Origin of the sequence: Odoribacter sp. N15.MGS-14 (genome assembly GCF_000980245.1) — a bacterium.
Classification (GTDB): domain Bacteria; phylum Bacteroidota; class Bacteroidia; order Bacteroidales; family Marinifilaceae; genus Odoribacter; species Odoribacter splanchnicus.
The window spans coordinates 13,072-36,981 of record NZ_LARE01000021.1 but is presented as its reverse complement, the minus strand read 5'-3'; the positions used below and the strand labels follow the sequence as shown (position 1 = coordinate 36,981).

Genomic DNA, 23,910 nt, shown 5'->3' with positions numbered 1-23,910 from the left:
AATAAAGTCAATAAAAAGAAAAGCATGCAGAAATGCGTACTCCTCATCTTATTCTTCCTCTTGTCTTACTCGATAAGCCATGGAAATACCCTAACTACAGACACATTATCTGTGGATAGCCTGGAGTCACGTCCTGCCTTTTTCAAAAGGATGTATAAAAATGTATACCGCTATTTCACAGAAGCAAACCAGGAGAAAGAAACCAAACGATTCGATTTCTCGGTTATCGGCGGACCGCATTTTTCGAGCGACACCAAATTGGGACTAGGTCTGGTAGCTTCGGGACTGTACCGGGTAGACCGGGAGCATCTGACCCTTCCGCCTTCCAACATTTCTTTTTACGGGGACGTAACTACCACCGGTTTTTATCTGTTAGGCATCCGGGGGACGACCATTTTTAAAGAAGACAAATACAGGCTCGGGATCAATTTTTACTTCTTTTCTTTTCCGAGTAAATACTGGGGTATCGGTTATACAAACGGAAATCAGAAGGATCATTACACGACTTACAAACGCCTGGAGAAACAAATCCGGGTGGATTTCTCACGCCGTCTGTTTCCCAACACCTATCTGGGTGTGACGGGACTTTTCAGGCATGTCAACGGTAAAGATTTTAAAGACCCCGGTTTTCTGGACGGTGAAAAAGCAAATATCGCCACACAAGGATTCGGTCTGTTTCTGACTTATGATTCGAGGGATTTTCTTCCTAATCCATACCGGGGAACTTATGCCAGAATCGACCAGCTCTTTTTCCCGGATTTCTGGGGAAACAAATTCAAACGGACAGAAGTATTCTTCAGGCAATACAATAAGTTGTGGAAAGGAGCCATTCTGGCATCCGATTTGCAGGGGACATTCAATTATGGCAATACCCCCTGGAGTATGGTCGCCCTATTGGGAGGTTCTTATCAGATGAGAGGCTATTATGAAGGACAATACCGGGACAACGACCTGATACAAACTCAGGTAGAACTAAGACAACATATCTACAACCGGCATGGAATCGCCCTTTGGGGAGGTGCAGGAAATGTGTTTCCGAAATTCAAGTACTTCAAATGGAAGGAAACGCTGCCTACTTACGGCATCGGCTACCGGTGGGAATTCAAGAAACGGGTAAATGTCCGGTTGGATTATGGATTCGGAAAAGGGCAAAGTGCTTTTTATTTTAATATCGACGAAGCTTTTTAAACAATGACTATGTTACATCAAATAAATCTGTTATTCCGGCGTTTTCTGACCGATGCACGTCAGTTATTCCGTTTCTTCGTTATCGTCAACCTGATTCCCTGTATTTTGCTGGTATTTACAGAACCTTATTCTTTTATGGGAAAGGTGATCCTGGTCACTTTTCCGTTGGGGATGTATCTTTTTGTATTCTCGTGGTTGAAAAATATCGGATTGATGCAGCTGATATTGATCCCGCAATTGATCTTCAATGCTTTTCAGATCGTTTTATTCTACCTGTTCGGCGAATCGGTGATCGCTGTCGATATGTTTCTGAACCTGGCGACGACCAACGTGACGGAAGCCAGTGAATTGCTGAATAATCTGTGGCCGGCGATCATCCTGGTTTGTGTGATCTATATCCCTACGATTGTGATTGCAGCTATCGGTTGTAAAAAGAGGGTGCATCTGACGCCTGTGTTCCGGAAAAAGATGGCTTGTACCGGGTTGATTATCGGGCTGGTTTCGTACGGTTTGACCTTCACGGCTACGAACAGGAATACGGGAAGCTATAAATTGCAATACGACGTATTCCCGGTGAATATCTATTATAATCTTCGTTTTGCCGTGAAAAAATGGCAACGGAGTATGATTTATCCTCTCACGTCGAAAGGCTTCACTTTCCAGGCCCATAAAAGTGTAAAATCGGCGGATAGAGAGATTTATGTGTTGGTAGTAGGAGAAGCCAGCCGGGCGGTGAACTGGAGCCTTTGGGGATATGAACGGGAAACGAACCCCCTGTTATCCCAGATTCAGGGCCTGGCTTTATATAAAGATGCCATTACACAGGCAAATGCTACACATAAAAGTGTTCCCCTGATTTTATCCGCCGCCAATGCCGAACATTTCGAAGACATCTATGGGCAAAAAAGTATTGTCGAAGCCTTTAAAGAAGCAGGGTTCAAAACGATTTTCCTCTCGAATCAGACGCCTAACCGTACTTTTACCGACTATTTTGCAGCAGAAGCGGATTTCCACCACAATATCCGCCCGGCATCGGCAGGAGGGATCTATACCGTCAATAACTACGACGATGCCATGCTTCCGTTGGTGCAGCATTATATCGATTCATTACCGGATAACTTATTTTTTGTGTTGCACACCTATGGTTCACATTTCAACTATTTTGAACGTTATCCGAGGGAGTTCGCCCATTTTACCCCGGACGAAGCGACAGAAGTGGAGGTGAAAAACCGGCAACAACTGATCAACGCATATGACAACAGCATCCGTTATACGGACTATTTTCTGCACCATCTGATCCAGATTCTGGATTCGACGAATCATACGACAGCACTTTACTATAGCCCGGACCACGGGGAAGATTTGTTGGACGACGACCGGAAACGCTTCCTGCATGCTTCGCCCCATCCGACGTATTATCAATTGCACATACCACTATTCTTATGGTTTTCCGATCAGTACCGGCAGGAATTCCCGGAACGATATGCAACGGCACTCGCCAACCAGACACAACCGGTATCTACAATCGTGGCTTTTCACACGATGCTGGACATGGCCTCTATCACGACCCCATTACTGAATACCGGTTACTCACTGATCAGCCCTGATTATAAAGCCCGGCGAAGGATGTATCTGACCGATCACGATCAACCTATTTTCTGGTATAATTCGGGCTTGAAGAAGCAAGATAAAGCTATGATCGAAAAAAATCATCTGGACCACCGATAAACTCTAACAACCGGAATCCCTGAGGAAACACAGGTTTATCGGGAAAGCCGATGTTTAAAATTAAACACACAGTATGTTTGATGAAAAAAACGACCGGGATATTTTTTAGAGATCATCAAAACATTAATTTTGCAATCCAATAATCATACATTTTTAAAACCTGAAAATATGAAAATAGCTATCGTCGGGGCAAGTGGAGCAGTAGGACAAGAGTTTCTGCGCGTATTGGAAGAAAGAAATTTTCCTATGGATGAGTTGGTGTTATTCGGTTCGAAACGGAGCGCCGGCACCCAATACCTGTTTCGTGGTCAGCCGCTGACTGTAAAACTTTTACAACACAACGACGACTTTAAGGACATCGACATAGCTTTCGTTTCGGCCGGAGGCGGTACTTCGAAAGAATTTGCCGAAACGATCACCAAATACGGGGCTGTAATGATCGATAATTCGAGTGCTTTCAGAATGGACGAAGAGGTACCTTTGGTGGTACCGGAGGTCAACCCGGAAGATGCTCTCAACCGTCCCCGTGGCATCATCGCGAATCCGAACTGTACGACTATCCTGCTGGTGGTTGCCTTAAAAGCCATCGAACCATTGAGCCACATCACCCGGGCCCGTGTATCGACCTATCAGGCAGCGAGCGGCGCAGGCGCAGCAGCTATGGACGAACTGTATAATCAGTACCGGCAAATCCTGGCAGGGGAAACACCTACGGTGGAGAAATTCGCCTATCAACTGGCTTTTAACCTGATTCCTCAGGTAGACGTTTTCACGGATAACGGCTATACCAAAGAGGAAATGAAAATGTTCAACGAGACACGGAAAATCATGCATTCGGATATCCGGGTAAGCTCTACTTGTGTGAGAGTACCGGCCTTACGGGCCCATTCGGAAAGTATCTGGATCGAAACAGAACGCCCGCTCTCGGTAGAGGAAGTCCGGGAAGCTTTTTCCCGTGCCGAAGGTCTGGTATTGCAAGACAATCCGGCAGAACAGGATTATCCGATGCCTCTTTTCTTATCAGGCAAAGATCCGGTGTATGTAGGCCGTATCCGCAAAGACCTGGCGGACGAAAAAGGATTGACTTTCTGGTTAGTAGGCGACCAAATCAAAAAAGGCGCCGCTCTGAATGCAGTACAGATTGCCGAATATCTGTGTAAAAAAGGACTTTAAACGGAAGGAAGCGAATAACAACGGTTATTCATCCGGCAGGAAGAGATCCGGGACGAGGAATGGAAAGATCCCGGGTTCTTCGGTAGTCTCTGCACAAACGAAGCATTTGTATGCGGGATCGACCGGACAGGCAGAGATAGAGAGATTTCGAAGGTTTTCTGACTGAAATATGCGGGGCCGATGATCGTCGAAGCGGACTTCGAAACCGGACAAGGGGGAGGATAAGCCGCTACCGATGTATTTTAAAAAACTTTCTTTCACGGACCAATAACGGAAAAACAGTTCATCCTGCGCATCTCCGGCAAGATTTTGCAGGCACTGAATTTCTGCAGGATGGAAAAAACGCCGGGCCACTTCCATGCGGGCTTTCCTTTTTTGCTCGATATCGATTCCGACTTCGAGATGCGAAAAAGCCGCCACGATATAATCACCGGAATGCGATAAATTATACCAAACCGAAAACCGGCTCTCCACCAATGGTTTACCATGTTCACCTATACGGATGAGGTAATCTTCTTTGTGCAGTCCCCACAAACGGAACAATAACCGCCGAATCATCCCCTCACCCAATAATTTTGTACGCCTGACTCCGGGATTTTTGTATCCGGTTACTTTCCGGACCGTGTCTTCACCTACTAACGGAAACAGTTCATCTTCGGAGAGATGCTGAAAATCGGAAATCCGTAAATAATAAATTTTAAGCATGTCGGTTGAAATAAAGATTACAAAAATACGATAAGCTTGGAGAAAAAAAATCGTAAAATTGTTAAAATCCTTAAGATTTGACAAAACAGTTCCTTGAAAATTTAACGTTTCATTCAAAAAAAACGTTTGAAATATTGGTATTTAATCCGATTTTCTTTACTTTTACCCCCTAGAAAAAAGACAACATAAATACATTAATTTAATATCATGGAAATTAAAAAGTCACCGAAAGCAGATCTGGAAGGGAAGAAAGGCGTTTTCTTCGAGATCGGACTTACTCTGGCTTTAGCGGTGCTGTTATTTGCTTTTGAATGGAAATCTTCCACCGAACAAGTAACTCCATTTCAGACTCCCGCTGAAGAACAGATAGAAGATGAGATTATTCCGATTACGCAACAAATGCTAAAACCTCCACCACCACCTCCTCCAGCCCCGAAATTGACGGACTTGATCGATATTGTAGAGGATGACACCAATATCGACGATGATCTTGAAATTTTAGACGCAGAAGACCAATCGGAGAACCAAGTGATAGAAAATGTCGCCGATTTTGGAGAATATGGTGAAGAGAATACCGGAGAGTCAGAGATTTTCCAGGTAGTTGAAGATATGCCGAGTTTCCCGGGTGGTAATGTATCGAAATGGATTGCGAAGAATGTAAAATATCCGGTTCTGGCCATGGAAAACGGTATTCAGGGGAAAGTTTTCATTCAGTTCGTGATCGAGAGAGACGGTTCTATTACCGACGTAAAAGTAGCGAGAGGAGTAGATGCCTCTTTGGATAAGGAAGCTGTACGTGTTGTGCAGTCGATGCCGAAATGGAAACCAGGAAAGCAGAGAGGTAAACCTGTACGTGTAGCCTACACTCTGCCGATCAACTTCCAGTTATCGAACAATTAGCAGATTATCGATCAAATTTATAAAGGGCTGTCATCTTTTGTCAGCCCTTTCTTTTGTCATGAAAAAGGTGAATGCCGAAACAGCAGGCCTCTGTTTTACGTTATTGCAGCAGCCTTCAAATTTTATTATTTTATATGTATTATACGGATCAGGAAGCAGAGAAAGCGATATTAGTAGGAGTAGCCCTTCAATCGGAAGGGATCACCTACGAGCAGATGACCGAATATCTCGACGAATTGTCATTTCTGGCAGAGACAGCGGGAGCAGAAACGGTAAAAATTTTCACACAGAATTTAGATAAACCGGTACATGCCACTTTTATCGGCAAAGGGAAACTGGAAGAAATCAAAGCTTACACCGAAGAAAACCCGGTAGATATGGTTATTTTCGACGATGAATTGAGCCCGACACAGTTACGAAATATAGAATCTGTCTTTCCGGGAATCAAAGTGCTGGACCGGACGAACCTGATTCTGGACATTTTTGCCAGCCGGGCACGTACGGCACATGCCAAAACCCAGGTGGAACTGGCTCAATACCAGTATTTACTTCCGCGTCTGACCGGAATGTGGACACATCTGGAGCGACAAAAAGGAGGTATCGGATTAAGAGGACCGGGAGAAACGGAAATCGAGACCGACCGCCGGATCATCCGGGATAAAATCAGCCGTTTGAAAAATGAACTAACCAAGATCGACAAACAAAAGGTCATTCAACGGAAAAACCGGGGTAAACTGGTGCGTGTCGCTTTGGTAGGTTATACGAATGTCGGAAAATCGACGTTGATGAACCTGCTGAGTAAATCGGATGTATTTGCAGAAAACAAATTGTTTGCTACACTAGATACGACCGTGCGGAAAATTGCGATTAAAAATGTGCCGTTTTTGCTGGCGGACACGGTAGGTTTTATTCGTAAATTACCCCATCACCTGGTGGAATCGTTCAAATCTACGTTGGACGAAGTGCGCGAGGCAGACGTTATTCTTCATGTCGTGGATATCTCCCATCCGCAATTCGAAGATCAGATGAAGGTGGTCAATGCTACTCTGGCAGAATTGATCAAAGAACCCAAACCGACGATTATCATTTTCAATAAAATCGACGCTTTTCATTATGTACAGAAGGAAGAAGACGATTTAACCCCTGTGACCAGAGAAAACTATAGTCTGAACGACCTGAAACAAATGTGGATGTCGCGACAGGGAAGTGAAACCGTATATATATCGGCCGTTAAAAAGGAGAATATAGAAGAACTGAAAGAAAAGCTTTACGGTATCGTCAAAGAGATCCATTCGGCACGATTCCCCTATAATGACTTTTTATACCAGGATTATACCGAAAACAATCCGGAAACAGAAGAGTAGGTTTCTTTACTATTTGTTAATATTAAGACAATACCTCAACGAAAACGTTTTAATATTAACAAATACTTAAAATCAATCATTCATAATTTTGTTTTTTAAACATATTCTTTTATTTTTAATGAACCGGAAAAGTCTGGAAACATTAAAATGAAAGATTATGGAAGTAAAAAAATCACCTCAGGCAGACCTTGAAAACAAGAAAAATATTTTTTTGGAAATAGGTCTTATGCTTGCCCTGGGTACTATTCTATTCGCATTCGAATGGAAAGTTTCCGGGCGTCAACCCGCTGATTTCGTCACGGTATCTGAAATCCCGACCGAAATCGAGATGGTACCGATCACCATGATGCATCAGATTACCCCACCTCCTCCCCCAGCCCCGAAGCCTTTCGATTTACTGGAAATTGTGGATGAAATAGATCCTTTGTCGGACGATCTGGATATCATCGATGCAGATGACGAAAGTAATAATAAAGAATCTTTCGACCTGAATAATTTGAATTACGATGAGGAATACGACACAGACGAAGTAATCGCTTTCGTGCCGAGCGAGGATATGCCGGTATTTCCGGAGAATATACAAAAATGGCTCTCAAAGCATGTGAAGTATCCTCAAATTGCCCTTGAGAACGGGGTACAGGGGAAAGTATTCGTTCAGTTTGTGGTTGAAAAAGACGGCAGTGTGAGCAATATCAAAGTGGTGCGCGGAGTAGATGCTTCTTTGGATAAGGAAGCGGTGAGAGTGGTGTCGGTGATGCCGAAATGGAAACCCGGTAAACAAAGAGGCAAAGCGGTGAGGGTGGCTTATACGCTTCCGATTGCATTTCAGATAGGGAGTTATTGAGTTACTGAGTTATTGAGTTACTGAGTTATTGAGTTGATGAGTTACTGAGTTGGGGGGGAGAGTTGAAATAAAAAAAGTGTTTATATACATAATTTACCCTAAATGTAAGTTTATAAGTATAAACATGTATATAACTGCCTAAAGAATACAAGGCAACAAAAAAGAATAAACTTTTTTGTAGCCTTGTATTTTATGGAGCCGTTATTTAACGATTACGAGAAAATAATTCTTTTTGCCACTTTGGGCGAGGATATATTTTCCGTCGATGAGGTGAGATTCACCGATGATGGTTTCTTCACCCTGTACTTTTTCTTTATTGATACCGATAGCATTGGATTTCAAAGCTCTGCGGGCTTCTCCTTTGGAAGACATGATGGCTGTTTTATCGGCTAAGAAGTCGACAATGGAGATACCTGCTTTTAAATCGGCCGCCGCAATTTCGTATTGGGGAACCCCTTCGAATACGGACAGGAAAGTATTTTCATCGATTTTCCTCAAGGTCTCGGAGGTTGCATTCCCAAAGAGGATTTGGGAGGCTTCCAGGGCCAGGTTGTAAGCTTCTTCCCCATGGATCAGGCAAGTAATTTCTTTTGCCAGGGTTTTCTGCAATTTCCTGAGGTGCGGAGCTTCCCGGTGTTCAGCGATCAAAGCATCGATCCGAGCGGGAGGCAGGATGGTGAAGATTTTGACATAACGTGCGGCATCTTCATCGGTGGTATTCAACCAGAACTGATAAAATTTATAAGGAGAAGTACGTTCGGGATCTAACCAGATATTCCCCGATTCGGTTTTCCCGAATTTTTTTCCATCGCTCTTGGTCATCAACGGCCAGGTCAAGCCATAGGCGTCGAGCCCTTCTTTACGACGGATCAATTCGCCTCCGGTAGTAATATTTCCCCATTGGTCGGAACCTCCCATCTGCAACATACAACCGTAGTTTTTACGCAGATGAAGGAAATCGTATCCCTGCACCAGCTGATAGGTGAATTCTGTAAACGACATACCCTGGGCCGACTCGCTACTGAGGCGTTTTTTTACGGAATCTTTAGCCATCATATAGTTGACGGTAATATGCTTACCGATTTCACGGATGAAATCCAGAAATGAGAATTGTTTCATCCAATCGTAGTTATTCAGCATAATAGCAGCATTGGAAGCAGTGGAGTTGAAATCGATAAACCGGGATAACTGAGCTTTGATCCCGGCCATATTTTTACGGATAGTCTCTTCGTCTAACAAGTTTCTTTCCTGTGATTTGCCACTAGGATCGCCGATCATACCGGTAGCTCCACCGATAATAAAAATCGGTTTGTGCCCGGCCATCTGAAAGTGTTTCATCATCATCACAGAGACCAGATGTCCGACATGCAGAGAATCGGCAGTCGGGTCGATACCTACGTATGCCGTAGTTTGTCCTTTAGCCAATAGTTCTTCTGTTCCCGGCATGATATCATGAATCATGCCTCTCCATTTTAATTCATCAACAAAATTCATCGTATTCTATTTTATATCGTTTCAAAAGCGGATCGTGTTGTACATCTGTTGTGCAAAGTTAAGAAAAGGATCGAATAACAAACTGTTCTCCCTGGTTTCTTCGCTGATAAAATGGAATTTATCGTTCAAAGCATCGACAATCATTAAAAGTACACAAACCATAATGAAATATTTTGCGATACCGAGGAGGGTGCCAAGCAGTTTATTGACCAACCCCAACGAAATAATATCGACCAGTCTGGTCAACATCTTCCCCAGCAAATAGACAACAATCACAACCAACAGGAAGGTAACGGCCAAAGCGATATAAGACAAGTAACGGGACGTGATATTCAGGAAGTCTTTCAATATCCCTTCGGTAAAAGGGCTGTAGCGTATGGCAATGAAAACCCCCAATATCAGCCCGGCTAAAGTGGCGACCTCGATAATCAATCCTTTCGAGAATCCACGGAAAGCGCCGTATAGTAAAAACAAGAGAATAACAATGTCAATATAGTTCATGGCAAATCCGATTTAAACGGGTTTCAAAGATACGAATTTATCGGGAGCATTTTTTCCTTTCATTTTCTATTATTTGATAAATTCTTAGTATTTTCGCCAATTGGTAAATAGGGTTCTTATACCCCCTTGTTAACATATCACTTTATAAAAACAAAATATAATGTACAGAACACACACATGCGGAGCACTTCGGCTTGAAAATGTAAACGAGAATGTCTGTTTGAGTGGCTGGGTTCAGAAAATCAGAAACCTGGGAGCCATGACATTTATCGATCTCCGCGACAGATACGGAATTACCCAATTGGTGGCAGAAGAATCTGCTTCTGAAGAGATAAAAAAACAAGTGGCACAGTTAGGACGGGAATTTGTGATTCAAATTCAAGGTAAGGTGGTGGAGAGAGCCAGTAAAAACAATAAAATACCTACAGGAGAGATCGAAATTATCTTAGATACGGTAAAGATTCTGAGCCGTTCGGAGATACCTCCTTTTACTATTGAAGACAATACGGACGGGGGTGACGAGATCCGGATGAAATACCGTTATCTCGATTTACGCCGGCAAATAGTGCGCAGGAACCTGGAATTGCGTCACCGGATGGCGCATTTGGTACGTAATTTTCTGGATGGCAAGCAATTTATGGAGGTAGAGACGCCGGTATTGATCAAGAGTACTCCCGAAGGAGCCCGTGATTTTGTGGTGCCTTCGCGGATGAATCAGGGACAGTTTTATGCATTACCGCAAAGCCCGCAGACTTTCAAACAACTGTTGATGGTCGCCGGTTTCGACCGATACTATCAGATTGTGAAATGTTTCCGGGACGAGGACCTTCGGGCAGACCGTCAACCTGAATTCACTCAGATCGATTGTGAAATGTCGTTTGTAGAACGGGAAGATGTACTCGGTATTTTCGAAGATATGATCCGCCATCTTTTTAAAGAAATCAGAGGCATCGATATCCCGGCATTTCCGCGGATGACGTGGCATGAAGCGATGGAGCAATATGGTTGTGACAAACCGGATATCCGTTTCGGTATGAAATTCGTAGACCTGACCCGTCTGGCCCGAACCAAGGACTTTGCAGTATTCAACAGTGCAGAATATATCGGAGGGATTTGTGTCCCGGGTTGTGCTTCGTATACCCGTAAGCAGCTGGACGAGCTGACCGATTTCGTGAAGCGTCCGCAGGTAGGAGCGAAAGGATTGGTGTATGTCAAATACAATGAAGACGGCAGCATAAAATCGTCGGTAGATAAATTCTATACGGCCGAAGAGCTGAAAGTATGGCTAGACACCTGCCAAGCTCAACCGGGCGATCTGCTCCTAATCTTATGCGGAGCGAAAAACAAAACTTTACCCCAGTTGTGTGAGCTTCGTCTGGAAATGGGAAACCGGCTGGGATTGAGAGATAAAAATGTATTCAAACCGTTATGGATCGTCGACTTTCCGTTGTTGGAATGGGATGAAGAGACACAACGTTTTTATGCGATGCACCATCCGTTCACCTCTCCGAATCCAGAGGATATCGATTTGATGGAAACACGGCCGGGAGATGTGAGAGCGAATGCCTACGACATGGTGATCAACGGCGTGGAAGTAGGGGGAGGTTCTATCCGGATCCATGATACAGCATTGCAGCAACGGATGTTCAAATGTCTGGGATTTACCCCGGAGCAAGCTGAAAAACAATTCGGTTTCCTGTTGAATGCTTTCAAATACGGCGCTCCTCCTCATGGTGGTATCGCCTTCGGTTTCGACCGTTTGGTTTCTATGTTTGCAGGCCTGGACAGCATTCGAGACACCATCGCTTTCCCGAAAAACAATTCGGGCCGGGATGTGATGATCGATTCTCCGTCGGAGATTTCGGCCGAGCAATTCAAGGAATTAGGCATTAAACTGAATCAATGATTTACCCCTAAATTCATACAAGTGTTTAAGGATGTAATCGGACATGAAGATATCAAGCAAAGACTGATCACCTCTCTCCGGACGGGGCGGATCAGTCATGCCCAACTATTTGCCGGAGAAACGGGATACGGTTCTCTGGCTTTGGCTTTGGCATTCGCCCAATATGTCTTTTGCACAGGTGATAAAAAAGAAGATGCCTGCGGAGAATGCCCTTCGTGTAAGAAAATACAGAAATACATCCATCCGGATCTGCACTTTGTATTTCCGGTTGTCCGGAAAACAAAAAGCCCGGTCAGTGATGAATATATCAACGAATGGCGGCGTCTGCTGACGCGGACGAATTATTTCGGTCTGGAAGAATGGTATACGGAAATGGGAGTAGAGGATAATGCACAAGCCGCGATATATACCGAAGAAAGTGCCAATATTCTCCGTAAGCTGAACCTGAAATCATTCGAATCGGATTATAAGATTCTGGTGATGTGGTTGCCGGAAAAGATGAATCCGGAATGCTCGAACAAACTGTTAAAGATCATCGAGGAGCCGTTCGACAAGACATTGTTTCTGATGGTTTCGGAGCATCCGGAACAGATCATCAATACGATACAATCGCGTTTGCAGCGTATTCACATTCCTCCCCTGCATCAGGAGCAAATACAACGACAGCTGATAGCTGAAAAAGGAATCGCTGCACAAAAAGCGGAAGAATATGCCCATGTAGCTTCGGGAAACTGGTATAAAGCCCTGCGGTTGCTGGACGAAACAGAAGAGCAAATTTACAACCAGGAAAAATTTATCAGCCTCATGCGGCTGTGCTGGGAAAGAAAAATGCTTCCGGTGAATGAATGGGTCAATGAAATATGCAGCCTTGGAAGAGAAAGGCAAAAGAATTTCTTAGCGCATGCCTCACGGATGATCCGGGAAAATTTTGTCCGGAATTTCGGTTTGGAGCAACTGAATTATATGACGGAACGGGAGAAAAATTTCTCACAACGCTTTGCCCCTTATGTACATGAAGGAAATGTCATTCCATTGAGCAACGAGTTCGAGCGTGCTTATAGCGACATCAGCCGGAACGGAAATGCAAAAATCATTTTTACGGATCTCTGCATAAAAGTCATGCAAAATATCAGACCCAATTGAAACTGTTTTCACGTACAATAATATATAATGAAAAAATCAATTTATGAACGATATACACAATAACGAAAATATAAGCCAGGAAGAAGAATTCGTTTCGCCCGGGCAAGAAAAAGTAAACGGCAAAGCGACGCCTGAGCAATCGGGGCCTTCGACCGGGGAACCCCGTGAACAACCGGGAGAACCGACGGAGGAAGCCGTAGAGATCGAAGAGACGGAAGAGATAGAAATTATCGAAGCCGGGGAATTTACAGTCCCGAAAAAAGAAGAGGAAGAAGAGGAAATTCAGGAACTTCATACGAAGCATCCGCGGCGGGATGTGCCGGTAATCGACCATCGTTTGCTAGCGGGGAAATTGACGGTATACGACTGGCTGGAAGATCTGCCTGCAACGGATTGTGCCCCGGAGATCGTAGAAGTAAGGTTTAAAAATACACGGAAAGGGTTTTACAGTAATCCGTCGAAACTAGCTTTAAAAGCAGGAGATATCGTGGCGGTCGAAGCAGCTTTGGGACACGACATCGGGGTGGTATCTTTATCGGGTGAACTGGTAAAGGAACAAATCCGGATCAAACGGGTGGATCTCGAGCGGAATCCGCTGAAGAAGGTATACCGGAAGGCCAAACCCCACGACATCGAGAAATGGCAACAAGCCATTGCTTTAGAGCACGATACGATGATCCGTTCGCGGAAAATCGCAGCCGACCTGAAACTGAATATGAAGATCGGTGATGTGGAGTATCAGGGAGATAAAACAAAAGCTATATTTTATTATATCGCAGACGACCGGGTGGATTTCCGGACGCTGATCAAGGTGTTGGCGGAGACTTTCCATATCCGTATCGAAATGAAACAGATCGGGACACGTCAGGAAGCAGGCAGAATCGGGGGTATCGGTCCCTGCGGACGCAAATTATGCTGTTCGACTTTTATCACGAATTTTATTTCGGTGTCGACCTCAGCCGCCCGCTATCAGGATATTTCGCTGAATCCTCAGAAGCTGGCCGGACAGTGCGGGAAACTGAAATGTTGTCTGAACTATGAAGTGGATGCGTACGTCGATGCGCAGAAAGATTTCCCTTCGACCAATATTACTTTAAATACGGGAGAGGGTTTGCTTTACCATCAAAAAACGGATATCTTCGGTCAGATGATGTCTTATAGTACGGATAAAGAAGGGAAGGGTATTTTTATCCAGATTCCGGTGAAACGGGTAAAGGAAATCATCGCGATGAACCGGAAAGGAATTATTCCTCCAAAAGCGGTAGAAGAAAGCGGAAATACCCCGACAGATATAAAATATACGGACGGCGTGGGAGAAGAAAGCCTGAACCGTTTCGACGAAAAGAAGCAGAAGAAGCGTCATTCCAGGCAACGAAATAATAATAATCGTGAAAATGGAAACTCTAACACTCCCCGTAACGAAAAAAATGAAAGAAACGGAGAACGGGGAGGACAACGGCCTTTCCGTAACGGCCCGAGACAGGATCAGCGCAGAGATTCGAGACCTATACAAAGGCCCAAGCCACGAACCGATCAGCATTCACAATCCAAAACTGAACAATGATGCAAAACTATCGTCCTTTTACCGGTATTACCCCTGCTGTCAAAATTTTATTGATTCTGAACATCGTGATGTACTTTCTGAGTATGTTTATCGATAGCCGGATGCATGTGGATACAGCCCATCTATTAGGACTTCATTTGCCGCAATCTGTCTTTTGGCGCCCATGGCAATATGTCACACACATGTTTATGCACGGGTCTTTCGGGCATTTGTTTTTCAATATGTTCGCTCTTTTTATGTTCGGCCGGATACTGGAGTCGGTATGGGGAACGCAGCGTTTTCTGATTTTCTATTTTGTCTGCGGTATCGGGGCGGGCTTGCTGAATAGTGCGGTCGGCTGGTTGGAAATCCACCGGCTGATGGAGCAATATTATGCCTTCCAGAATGCGCCTTCTCCTGCGCTTTTAGCGCAGCTTGTGGAGCGTCAGCTAGGCCATCCGGCCCAGTGGGTGTGGGAGGTGGTGGATAATTGGACCAACAATCCGGATTCGCAACAATACATTGTAGCAGGGAAACAACTCTTCCGTCAGATCGTAGAACTGAAAGTAAATGTCCCGATGATCGGGGCTTCGGGAGCGATATTCGGTATCTTGCTGGCATTCGGAATGCTGTTTCCGAATACGGAATTGTATCTGATGTTTATACCTATTCCGATCAAAGCGAAGTATTTTGTATTGGGATACGGTCTGCTGGAGCTTTTCCTGGGCATGCAGAATAGCGCAACGGACAATGTAGCCCATTTCGCTCATCTGGGAGGGATGTTGTTCGGTTTCTTTATGGTCAAATACTGGAGTAAAAACAGGCGAAGGTTCTATTAAGAGATGATGTATTACAACAATTACGGCGGAAATTTTTCAGAAGGAATCCGGGAAGGGATCAAAAATTCTTTCCGGAAGGGTTCTTCTCTCACCCGTCTGATTTATATCAATTGCGGGATTTTTCTTGCTTTGAAGTTGATATATATCATGATGTTGTTGTTGGGGAAAGGAGAAGAATTTTATCCGACATTGCTGGAATGGATCGGCGTGCCGGCAGATCCGGAGTATTTATTGAGCCGTCCGTGGACGATCTTCACCTATATGTTTACTCAGTTCGATTTTTTACATCTGTTGTTCAATATGTTATGGCTTTATTGGTTCGGGAGTTTTTTCCTGAATTATTTTACGGAACGTAAATTAACGGGTGTATATCTTCTGGGTGGCCTATTCGGAGGTTTGCTGTATATTGCGGCCTATAATATTTTCCCTTATTTCAGTGAGCCTCAAATCAGTCCTTTCCCCCGCCCGGCGCTACGGCTGACCTCGTGGGCTATCGGTTCGTCGGCTTCTGTGATGGCAATCGTCTTTGCGGTATGTACTTATCTGCCGCAACATAAGGTCTATATTTTCCTGCTCGGACCGGTGAAACTGGTTTATCTGGCGTTGTTTACCGCCCTGATCGATATTATGAGTATATCTTCGGGAAATGCGGGGGGACATATCGCCCATTTAGGCGGAGCCCTGTTCGGATGGTTCTTTATCGTGGGAGTGAGAAGAAACCGGGACTTTGCTTCAGGGATCGTGAATTTTTTCGAAGGGATCGGACGGCTCTTCCAGCGGAAGAAGAAGATGAGGGTGAGGTATAAGAAGCATGTCTCGGAAATGAACGACCGGGAATACAATGCCCATAAGAAGAATGAGCAAGAACGGATCAACGAGATTCTGGATAAAATCTCGCGTTCGGGTTACGAAAGCCTGACCCGGGAAGAAAAAGCAATCCTCTTCAAGGCTAAAAACTGATTTTATGGAGGTAAGTAAACCAGATACCGGTTCTTTATCAAACCAGAAGTGCTTTCCCTACTATGCTGAAAATATTGGATAAGATTGTATATATCGTCAGTTTGATCGCTGCGTTCGGGTTAATAGGAGCATATCTTTCCCCTATAATCAACCCCAATACCTTTGTCTTTTTTTCGTTACTGGGTTTGGCTTATCCTTATCTTCTGATCGGCAATTTTATCCTTTTACTGTACTGGATTTTCCGTTGGAAGCGGAGGGCCTGGCAGATCGTAGTCGTGATTGCGATCGGGTATCCGACTTTCAGGACTTACTACGGGACAGCGAAAACCGAAACGGGGGATGTTTCGTACGATTTGTCGCTCTTGTCGTACAATATCCGTTATTTCGATGTGTATGGCTGGAGTAATCAGAAGAACACGAGGGAAAAATTATTCAATTATCTGAATAAATTCGACGGGGATGTGATCTGCTTGCAGGAATTTCTAATGAACGGGAATCCGGACCGACGGAAAACGGTAATCGAACAATTGCATACCTACCCCTATTATTATATCGAGAAGGATATGGCTATTTTTTCCAGGCTTCCGATTCTGCACAAAGGACACCTGACTTTCGCCCCTGGTTACAGCAGTTCTTGTATTTACGGAGATTTCAAGCTAGGAAAAGATACGGTGCGGTTGTACAGTGTTCACCTGGAATCCTACAAGCTGGGCAAGAAGGAGCGGCAATTTATGAAAGAAATCAGTTCAGGGCTGAAGGGTAACGATATCCCCGAAGGGGTGAAGAATCTCACGACACGCTTAATGATAGCGAACAAGAACCGGGCGCATCAGGCGGAGGAAATTCAACGGCATATCGACGGAAGCCCTTATCCTGTGATATTGTGCGGCGACTTCAACGATACTCCTCTCTCCTATACTTACAGGCAATTAAGCAGGAAGTTAACGGATAGTTTTATTGAAAAAGGCCGGGGCATCGGCAATACTTACATCGGAGAGTTTCCCTCTTTCCGCATCGATTATGTCTTACATTCCCCGACACTATATACGGTGGGTTATACCCGGGAGGATATCACGCTTTCGGATCATTATCCGATCAAGGTGAAGATAAGGAAGGGAAGTTGATTTATCAGAAAATTCTGAAGATTATTTGGTGGATTTAGGGAATTATTCTATTTTTGCAGCGTTAAAGAAAATTATGGGGGGGTTAGCTCAGTTGGCTAGAGCGCTTGCATGGCATGCAAGAGGTCGTCGGTTCGACCCCGATACTCTCCACTCCAGAGTTCTTAAAGTTTGTAAAGTTCATAAAGTTTATGACCGAAGGTATTCCTTATCAGGAAACTTTCCATTAACTTTATGGACTTTATTGTTTTATCGAATTCTTATTATTCGTTTTATGGAAGAATCAGATAAAAAACTAACCCGTAAGATCAGTCCCTATAAGATCATTTACCCGGTCATTATCGGTCTGGGTGTTGTGTCGTATATGCTATACCGGGAATTCGATCTCACTGCTTTCGAACAAATTTCTTTCGGCTGGAGCTCGGTGTTCTGGCTTTTCGTAGCAGTGATGTGTATGTTTATCCGTGATCTGGGGTATGTTATCCGTATCCGGGTTCTTTCGGGGGATCGTTTGAGCTGGATCAAGTCGATCCGGATTATTTTTCTTTGGGAATTTACCTCGGCGGTAACTCCCTCAGCGATCGGCGGTACCAGTCTCGCTATTCTTTTTGTCAATAAAGAGGGGATCAAAGTAGGACGTAGCTCGGCTATTGTCATGGCTACTTCTTTTCTGGACGAGCTTTATTTTATTCTGATGTTTCCGATTATTTTGCTTTGTGTGGATTCGAGCGGGTTGTGGGAGATGTCGGGAGTGAGTTCAGGAGTAAGCAAAAGCCTGATCTGGTTTGCAGTGGGCGGCTATTCGATCAAGCTGGTGTATCTTTTAATTCTGAGCTACGGACTTTTCAAGAATCCCCGGGGGCTGAAATATCTATTGATGAAATGTTTCAAATTAAAGCTTTTACGTAAATGGCGGCACAGTGCCAACGAAGCAGGTTCGGATATCATCCGCAACTCTTACGAATTGCGTCATATGCCGTTTTCTTTCTGGCTGAAGACTTTCGGAGCCACTTTCTTTTCATGGACGGCACGGTATTGGGTAGTGAATGCGATCTTAATGGCCTTTTTTGTATTGAAGGATACGGATTGGGCGACTCAATTTCTGATTTTTGCCCGGCAACTGATTATGTGGATCATGATGCTGATCAGTCCGACTCCGGGAGGAAGCGGTTTTGCCGAATTCGTATTTAAAGAATATCTGGGTTCCTTTATTATAGGAGGAGGAGCCGGTGTAGCGATCGCTATGGCCATCGTATGGCGTCTGATCACTTATTATCCTTATCTGTTCGTAGGTGTTTTTATCGTACCGAAATGGATAGGGCAACATTTCGGCGGACGTCCGAAGCCATCGGCAGCTTCTACCCCATCGGACGATTTAAATCATAACCTTGAAAATCAGTAGTAATTATGTTTTTGATATTTAAAAAACCGGAATACAGAAGATTCAATCTGAAACCCCGCTACTGGGATCCTGCCAAAGAAGAACGGGAAGAACGGGAGCGCAGGGTAAAAGCAGAACTCGGCTTAAAGGACGACGATAAAACTTATATCCCGAATATAAAAGGGCAATTCAGACAGGAGTATGAAAAACGGAAGGCGAACCGTAACGGGCTGAATAGCAATTATGCGCTGCGTTTGTTTATGATCCTGACGTTGTTGTTCATCATGGCCTTTTATGTGTTTGTAAAGAATCCGGACGGTATCCTGCGATTTCTGGGACTTTGACAAATATCCATTATCTTTGTCCTATCATATAACGGCACATTAGCTTAACTACATCAATCAATATGGATATCGTTCATCTTTTACCCGATTCAGTAGCCAATCAGATAGCAGCAGGAGAAGTCGTACAACGTCCTGCCTCTGTTGTCAAGGAATTAATGGAAAATGCGATCGATGCAGGAGCTAAGCATATTCAGGTAGTGTTGAAGAATGTCGGGAAAGCGATCATACAGGTGATCGACGATGGGAAAGGCATGTCGAACATGGATGCCCGGATGGCTTTCGAACGGCATGCGACCTCAAAAATCGCTTCGGCACAGGATTTATTCAGTATCAACACCTTAGGATTCCGGGGAGAAGCCCTTCCCTCTATCGCTTCGGTATCGGAGGTGGAATTAAAAACCCGGCAGGAAGAAGATGAATTGGGCACCTCTATCTTTATCGCGGCTTCGGAACTAAAAAATCAGGAGTCTGTCAGCTGTCCGAAAGGTACGAACATCTCGGTCAGGAACCTCTTTTATAATATCCCTGCCCGCCGGAAGTTTCTGAAATCCGATACGACGGAATTGCGCAATATTACCAATGAATTTCTGCGGGTAGCTTTGACGAATCCGGAGATCAGCTTCTGTTTGTCGAACAACGGAAATGTGATCTACAACTTATCCCCTTCGGGACTACGCCAGCGGATCGTAAATATTTTCGGCAAGTCGATCAATTCAAGACTGATCAATATCGATTGTGCCACGGGTCTGGTAGATATCAAAGGTTTCATTTGCAGTCCGGAACAAGCCCGAAAGACTTATGGCGAACAATATTTTTTCGTCAATAACCGTTTTATGAAGCATTCGTTTTTTCATAAAGCAGTGATGGAGGCCTATTCGGGACTGATCGGTGTGGATTGTATCCCCTCCTATTTCATCTATTTTACGGTGGATCCGTCTTTAATCGATATCAATATACATCCGACGAAAACGGAGATCAAATTCCAGAATGAGACGGATTTTTTCCAAATCTTGTTGGCAGGTATCAAGGAAGCCCTGGGAAAATTCAATATCACTCCTCCCCTGGACTTCGATACGGCTGGAAGTATCGAACTCATTCCTACGGAGAAGCCAGCAGCCCCCTATGTTCCGCGAATCAACTATAATCCGAACTATAATCCTTTCAATTACAGCAGCAGTAAGCTTAATCCACAGGATTCGGATTTCGAACATCCCAGTCGCACGGCAAGCAGTTTTCACCAGGAAAAAGCACCGGCCAACTGGGATATCTTATTCGACGGCTTAAAGGAAAAGGAGGAATCGATTCAGACTTCGATACCGGAAATGACCGAAAATATCAATCCGGTGGTACCGCATACGAATTGCTATTTCCAACTGAAAGGCCGGTATATCGTTACGCCGGTACAAAGCGGTTTGATGCTGATCGACCAGAAAAGAGCCCACGAACGCATCTTATTCGAAAAATATATGACGACCCTGAATACGCAAAAGGTAACGGGGCAGAAGAGTCTGTTCCCGGAAATACTGGAGTTGTCGGCAGGCGATTTTATGCTGGTAGGAGAAATTCTTGCAGACCTGGAATATTTAGGGTTCGAATTAAATGTTTTCGGTAAAAACGGTTATGCCATACATGCCACCCCACCGGACTTATCTTATACCCGGGCGAAGGAAGTGCTGATCGAACTGATCGAACATTATAAAAACACGGAGGGCAGTATCCGGGAGAAGATGAAAGAACGGGTGGTACTGGCTTTGGCAAAGGCCTCGGCAATCAGTTACAATACGGCACTCAGCTGTGAGGAAATGAATGAAATGACCGGTAATCTTTTTGCCTGTAAACATCATAATTTCACTGCAGACGGCAAAACGATCATCCACATTCTGAATTATGAGGATGTGAACAGTTGGTTTAAATAAAAACAGAGTCGCGTTTAATCGAAAAGAATATGTCGGTAATATTAGAGCATGTCAGTAAAGCATATGGCCGGCAAAAGGCGCTGGACGATATCGGTTTCAGGCTGGAAGAAGGTGAAATATGCGGTTTTCTAGGACCTAATGGAGCCGGTAAATCTACTACCATGAAAATCATTACCGGCTGTCTGAACGACTATCAGGGAGAAGTAAGGATCAAGGAGATGAATCTGCGTGAAAATCCACTGAAAATCAAAGCTATTATCGGCTATTTACCCGAACAAAACCCACTCTACCCGGATCTGTATATCCGGGAATATCTGCTTCACGTGGCCCGGCTTTATCGTGTCGGCCGGCCTGTAGCGAAGGTGAATGCGATCATAGAGCGAACCGGACTCGAGCCGGAAATTCAAAAAAAAATAGGACAATTATCGAAGGGATACAGGCAGAGAGTGGGATTAGCGCAAGCTTTGGTGCACGATCCCGAGATTCTGATCCTGGACGAACCGATGACGGGACTCGATCCGAACCAACTGGAAGAGATCAGGCATTTGATCAAAGAAACCGGAAAAAAGAAGACGGTGTTGTTATCGACCCATATTATGCAGGAGGTAGAAGCGATTTGTGACCGGGTAATAATCATTAACCAGGGAAAAATCGTTGCGGACCGACCGATCGGAGAGATCTGTACACATGCAGACGAAGGGATGGTACTTCGCGTTGAATTCAGCCCGGGAAGCGATACACACTGGCTAAGTAAAAGCGAACTGTTCACTCACACCTCACAACAGGCTCCGAACTGCTGGCGTTTAACTTCCCCCCAAGGGAAAGATCCACGGGAAGCCTTGTTTTTCGAGGCTGCCGTTCGCCGCTGTCCGATTATCGCATTGCATACAGAAGTTTATCAGCTGGAAGATATTTTCCACCGATATACACAGAATTTTCCGGCAAAGCCGGGAAAAGATTAACGTAGCCGGAGATGACCGATCAGCGCCGTGCAGATCGGCACATCTTCGATACCGGTTGACGAAACTACATTCCGGATCGAGATTACCAACCACAATCCAAGGCTTGCCAACCTAAAAGGAGATACGGATCCGGAACGAAGTGACACTAATCCATGGTAATGTAGGTTTTTAAATAATTACAGAGGTTTGAACAGTTACAAAAATGTAGAAGATAAGTCAATGGTAGTAACTTAAAAGATAAATAGAATGAGTTTATAAAATACACCAACTCATTTATTTTGACATATAAATACCCCCTAAAAGCTTGTAATAAAACTTTCAGGGGGTATTCATTCGAGGACAACCGATTTGAAAAACGGCTGATTAGATTCCTTCCAGAGCGTCGAAAGTTTTAGCTGTTTCAGGATTTGAAGGACGGGTCATCTTTGCATTGATGATTTTTCCTTCTTTATCCAAAAGGATAAAACGAGGAATTCCGGTAATCATATAAGCATCCATAAAAGTATTGTCGCCACCGTTGTGCAACTGGATACCTCCTAATTTATCTTCTTTTACCATCTTTTCCCAGGCTGCTTTGTCGCGGTCACAAGAAATACTTACGAAATAAATATTCTTTTTTCCGTATTTTTCTTCTAAAGTTTTCAAGTGAGGCAATTCACCCCGGCAAGGTCCACACCAGGTAGCCCAGGTGTCGATATAGACATATTTTCCGGCCAAATCGGCTAAGCTAACCTCTTTGCCATTGATGTCGAGATATTTGAAAGACGGTGAAGGCTGTCCAACAGCAATTCTAGCCCATTTTGCACACAATTCGTCGAATTTAGCTTTTTTTGCAGGATCGGTAACTTTAGCACTATATACCGGAGCAACTTCAGCCAAATGATCGACACCGGAATCTTTCACATAAGCGGTAACGATTTGATCGACCAAATATTCAACAACTGCAGGATTTTTGAAGTTTTGTTCAACGTAATCCAATTGTTTTTTCGTGAAAGTCAGATTATCGCGATCTTCCAGATCTTTAGCAGCCATCGCCTGAACCCGACCGATCAACGCCTCCTGATACCAATTCATACCAATCAAAGCTTCATCTTCGGTAATTGCGGAAACCAATTTATTGTAGAAAGCATCGGTAGGCTTGAAATCAGGAGCCTGTGCATAGTAGGGATGATAAAGGGGATAAATAGGAAGCGGTCCATAAACCATATAAGCCAATCTTTTTTTCTCTAACTGATTGAACTGCGGGTCGAATCCCAGGGTATCCAAATTTTCATTCAATTTCTTTATTTGTTCGTCTAAAGAGGCCAAAAATTCAGCTTCTTCCAACTTATAATCGGGGCTAAACCGTAAAGCCGGACTATTCAGGTATTCATTTTTTTTAGCGCCTTCACCGGTGAATGCAGGAATCATACGACGACCTTCGAATTTTACAGAAACGTCGAAACTTTTGCCCGGTTCAACATAAACCGGCACCTGCATTCTACCCAATACAACGGTAGCGTAACCCGGCTTAAGGTTTTCAGCCATCACAAAAAGGGCAGTATTCGTCGAATCCAAAGCCATCACGTAAGTAGAATCCTTGGTTATCAACTGAGGTTTGATTTCACCTTGGGGTTTGTCGAGATGAACCCGCACAGTAGTTTTAGATGCATTATTACATGACATGAGAGCCATTATAAGAATAGCAAGGAAAGAGAATTTCATCATATTACTATAATTTTAATTTAAGATGAGCGAATTTAATAAACTGCGATTGTGATCGGATCAAAATAGGGAGCTTTAACCTTTATTTAACCACTCTCTTCCGTAATCACCAGTGCTTTACTTCCATTCACCGGAAGGATTAAAACCATTCTTTTTAGCCCTGTCACCATTTTACAAATGCCGAATATTTAAAA

Annotated in this window: 20 protein-coding genes and 1 tRNA gene; 17 read left to right on the top strand and 4 right to left on the bottom strand. The window is 44.2% G+C overall.

Annotated elements, in window-relative coordinates; all coding sequences use genetic code 11:
* Positions 1 to 24 precede the first annotated feature (24 nt).
* From WS34_RS06705 to WS34_RS06695, 3 genes are all read left to right on the top strand, one after another.
* Positions 25 to 1,188, top strand: coding sequence for a BamA/TamA family outer membrane protein (locus WS34_RS06705; RefSeq protein WP_046403882.1), 1,164 nt, complete (start codon positions 25 to 27; stop codon positions 1,186 to 1,188).
* 9 nt (positions 1,189 to 1,197) lie between these two features.
* Positions 1,198 to 2,916, top strand: coding sequence for a phosphoethanolamine transferase family protein (locus tag WS34_RS06700; protein ID WP_046403881.1), 1,719 nt, complete (start codon positions 1,198 to 1,200; stop codon positions 2,914 to 2,916).
* A 168-nt stretch (positions 2,917 to 3,084) separates the two neighbouring features.
* On the top strand, positions 3,085 to 4,089 hold the full coding sequence (locus tag WS34_RS06695; protein ID WP_046403879.1) for an aspartate-semialdehyde dehydrogenase: 1,005 nt from the start codon (positions 3,085 to 3,087) through the stop codon (positions 4,087 to 4,089).
* 24 nt (positions 4,090 to 4,113) lie between these two features.
* Here the strand turns inward: WS34_RS06695 and WS34_RS15475 are convergent, their stop codons facing one another.
* Positions 4,114 to 4,794, bottom strand: coding sequence for a 4'-phosphopantetheinyl transferase family protein (locus tag WS34_RS15475; protein WP_286693659.1), 681 nt, complete (start codon positions 4,792 to 4,794; stop codon positions 4,114 to 4,116).
* A gap of 207 nt (positions 4,795 to 5,001) precedes the next feature.
* On the opposite strand from WS34_RS15475, the gene WS34_RS06685 reads away from it, so the two are divergent.
* The 3 genes from WS34_RS06685 to WS34_RS06675 all read left to right on the top strand — a co-directional run bounded on the left by WS34_RS06685 (position 5,002) and on the right by WS34_RS06675 (position 7,902).
* Positions 5,002 to 5,694: an energy transducer TonB gene (locus tag WS34_RS06685; protein WP_013613032.1), complete on the top strand. Its 693-nt coding sequence runs from the start codon at positions 5,002 to 5,004 to the stop codon at positions 5,692 to 5,694.
* Positions 5,695 to 5,828: 134 nt separating this feature from the next.
* Positions 5,829 to 7,058 (top strand): GTPase HflX, encoded by a 1,230-nt coding sequence (hflX, locus tag WS34_RS06680; protein WP_046403890.1) that lies wholly within the window; start codon positions 5,829 to 5,831, stop codon positions 7,056 to 7,058.
* 157 nt (positions 7,059 to 7,215) lie between these two features.
* Positions 7,216 to 7,902, top strand: a complete 687-nt coding sequence (locus WS34_RS06675; protein WP_046403877.1) for an energy transducer TonB — start codon at positions 7,216 to 7,218, stop codon at positions 7,900 to 7,902.
* A gap of 201 nt (positions 7,903 to 8,103) precedes the next feature.
* On the opposite strand, the gene tyrS is transcribed toward WS34_RS06675, so the two are convergent.
* Positions 8,104 to 9,396 (bottom strand): tyrosine--tRNA ligase, encoded by a 1,293-nt coding sequence (tyrS, locus tag WS34_RS06670; RefSeq protein WP_013613029.1) that lies wholly within the window; start codon positions 9,394 to 9,396, stop codon positions 8,104 to 8,106.
* Positions 9,397 to 9,417: 21 nt separating this feature from the next.
* Positions 9,418 to 9,897, bottom strand: a complete 480-nt coding sequence (locus WS34_RS06665) for a CvpA family protein (protein ID WP_046403876.1) — start codon at positions 9,895 to 9,897, stop codon at positions 9,418 to 9,420.
* Positions 9,898 to 10,057: 160 nt separating this feature from the next.
* On the opposite strand from WS34_RS06665, the gene aspS reads away from it, so the two are divergent.
* The 11 genes from aspS (at position 10,058) to WS34_RS06610 (ending at position 22,012) form a co-directional block, all read left to right on the top strand.
* Entirely contained in the window at positions 10,058 to 11,803 is a 1,746-nt protein-coding gene (aspS, locus tag WS34_RS06660; RefSeq protein ID WP_046403874.1) for an aspartate--tRNA ligase, read from the top strand.
* 21 nt (positions 11,804 to 11,824) lie between these two features.
* Complete coding sequence (locus WS34_RS06655) at positions 11,825 to 12,946, top strand: DNA polymerase III subunit (RefSeq protein ID WP_046403872.1); 1,122 nt, start codon at positions 11,825 to 11,827, stop codon at positions 12,944 to 12,946.
* A gap of 43 nt (positions 12,947 to 12,989) precedes the next feature.
* Positions 12,990 to 14,510, top strand: coding sequence for a PSP1 domain-containing protein (locus WS34_RS06650; protein ID WP_022160434.1), 1,521 nt, complete (start codon positions 12,990 to 12,992; stop codon positions 14,508 to 14,510).
* A complete protein-coding gene (locus tag WS34_RS06645; protein WP_013613024.1) occupies positions 14,507 to 15,328 on the top strand; it encodes a rhomboid family intramembrane serine protease in 822 nt (273 codons plus the stop codon). The genes WS34_RS06650 and WS34_RS06645 overlap by 4 nt, the downstream gene beginning before the upstream one ends.
* A gap of 6 nt (positions 15,329 to 15,334) precedes the next feature.
* Entirely contained in the window at positions 15,335 to 16,288 is a 954-nt protein-coding gene (locus WS34_RS06640; RefSeq protein ID WP_013613023.1) for a rhomboid family intramembrane serine protease, read from the top strand.
* Between the two features lie 62 nt (positions 16,289 to 16,350).
* Positions 16,351 to 17,412, top strand: a complete 1,062-nt coding sequence (locus WS34_RS06635) for an endonuclease/exonuclease/phosphatase family protein (protein WP_022160432.1) — start codon at positions 16,351 to 16,353, stop codon at positions 17,410 to 17,412.
* Positions 17,413 to 17,488: 76 nt separating this feature from the next.
* A tRNA-Ala gene (locus tag WS34_RS06630) sits at positions 17,489 to 17,562 on the top strand.
* Positions 17,563 to 17,683: 121 nt separating this feature from the next.
* The gene (locus tag WS34_RS06625) at positions 17,684 to 18,811 is read left to right on the top strand and encodes a lysylphosphatidylglycerol synthase transmembrane domain-containing protein (RefSeq protein ID WP_046403869.1); all 1,128 of its coding nucleotides are present in this window, start codon (positions 17,684 to 17,686) and stop codon (positions 18,809 to 18,811) included.
* A gap of 5 nt (positions 18,812 to 18,816) precedes the next feature.
* On the top strand, positions 18,817 to 19,134 hold the full coding sequence (locus tag WS34_RS06620) for a hypothetical protein (protein WP_013613021.1): 318 nt from the start codon (positions 18,817 to 18,819) through the stop codon (positions 19,132 to 19,134).
* Positions 19,135 to 19,196: 62 nt separating this feature from the next.
* Positions 19,197 to 21,050, top strand: coding sequence for a DNA mismatch repair endonuclease MutL (mutL, locus tag WS34_RS06615; protein WP_046403867.1), 1,854 nt, complete (start codon positions 19,197 to 19,199; stop codon positions 21,048 to 21,050).
* Positions 21,051 to 21,079: 29 nt separating this feature from the next.
* Positions 21,080 to 22,012, top strand: coding sequence for an ATP-binding cassette domain-containing protein (locus WS34_RS06610; RefSeq protein ID WP_046403866.1), 933 nt, complete (start codon positions 21,080 to 21,082; stop codon positions 22,010 to 22,012).
* A gap of 363 nt (positions 22,013 to 22,375) precedes the next feature.
* On the opposite strand, the gene WS34_RS06605 is transcribed toward WS34_RS06610, so the two are convergent.
* Positions 22,376 to 23,719: a TlpA family protein disulfide reductase gene (locus WS34_RS06605; protein ID WP_022160427.1), complete on the bottom strand. Its 1,344-nt coding sequence runs from the start codon at positions 23,717 to 23,719 to the stop codon at positions 22,376 to 22,378.
* Positions 23,720 to 23,910 lie beyond the last annotated feature (191 nt).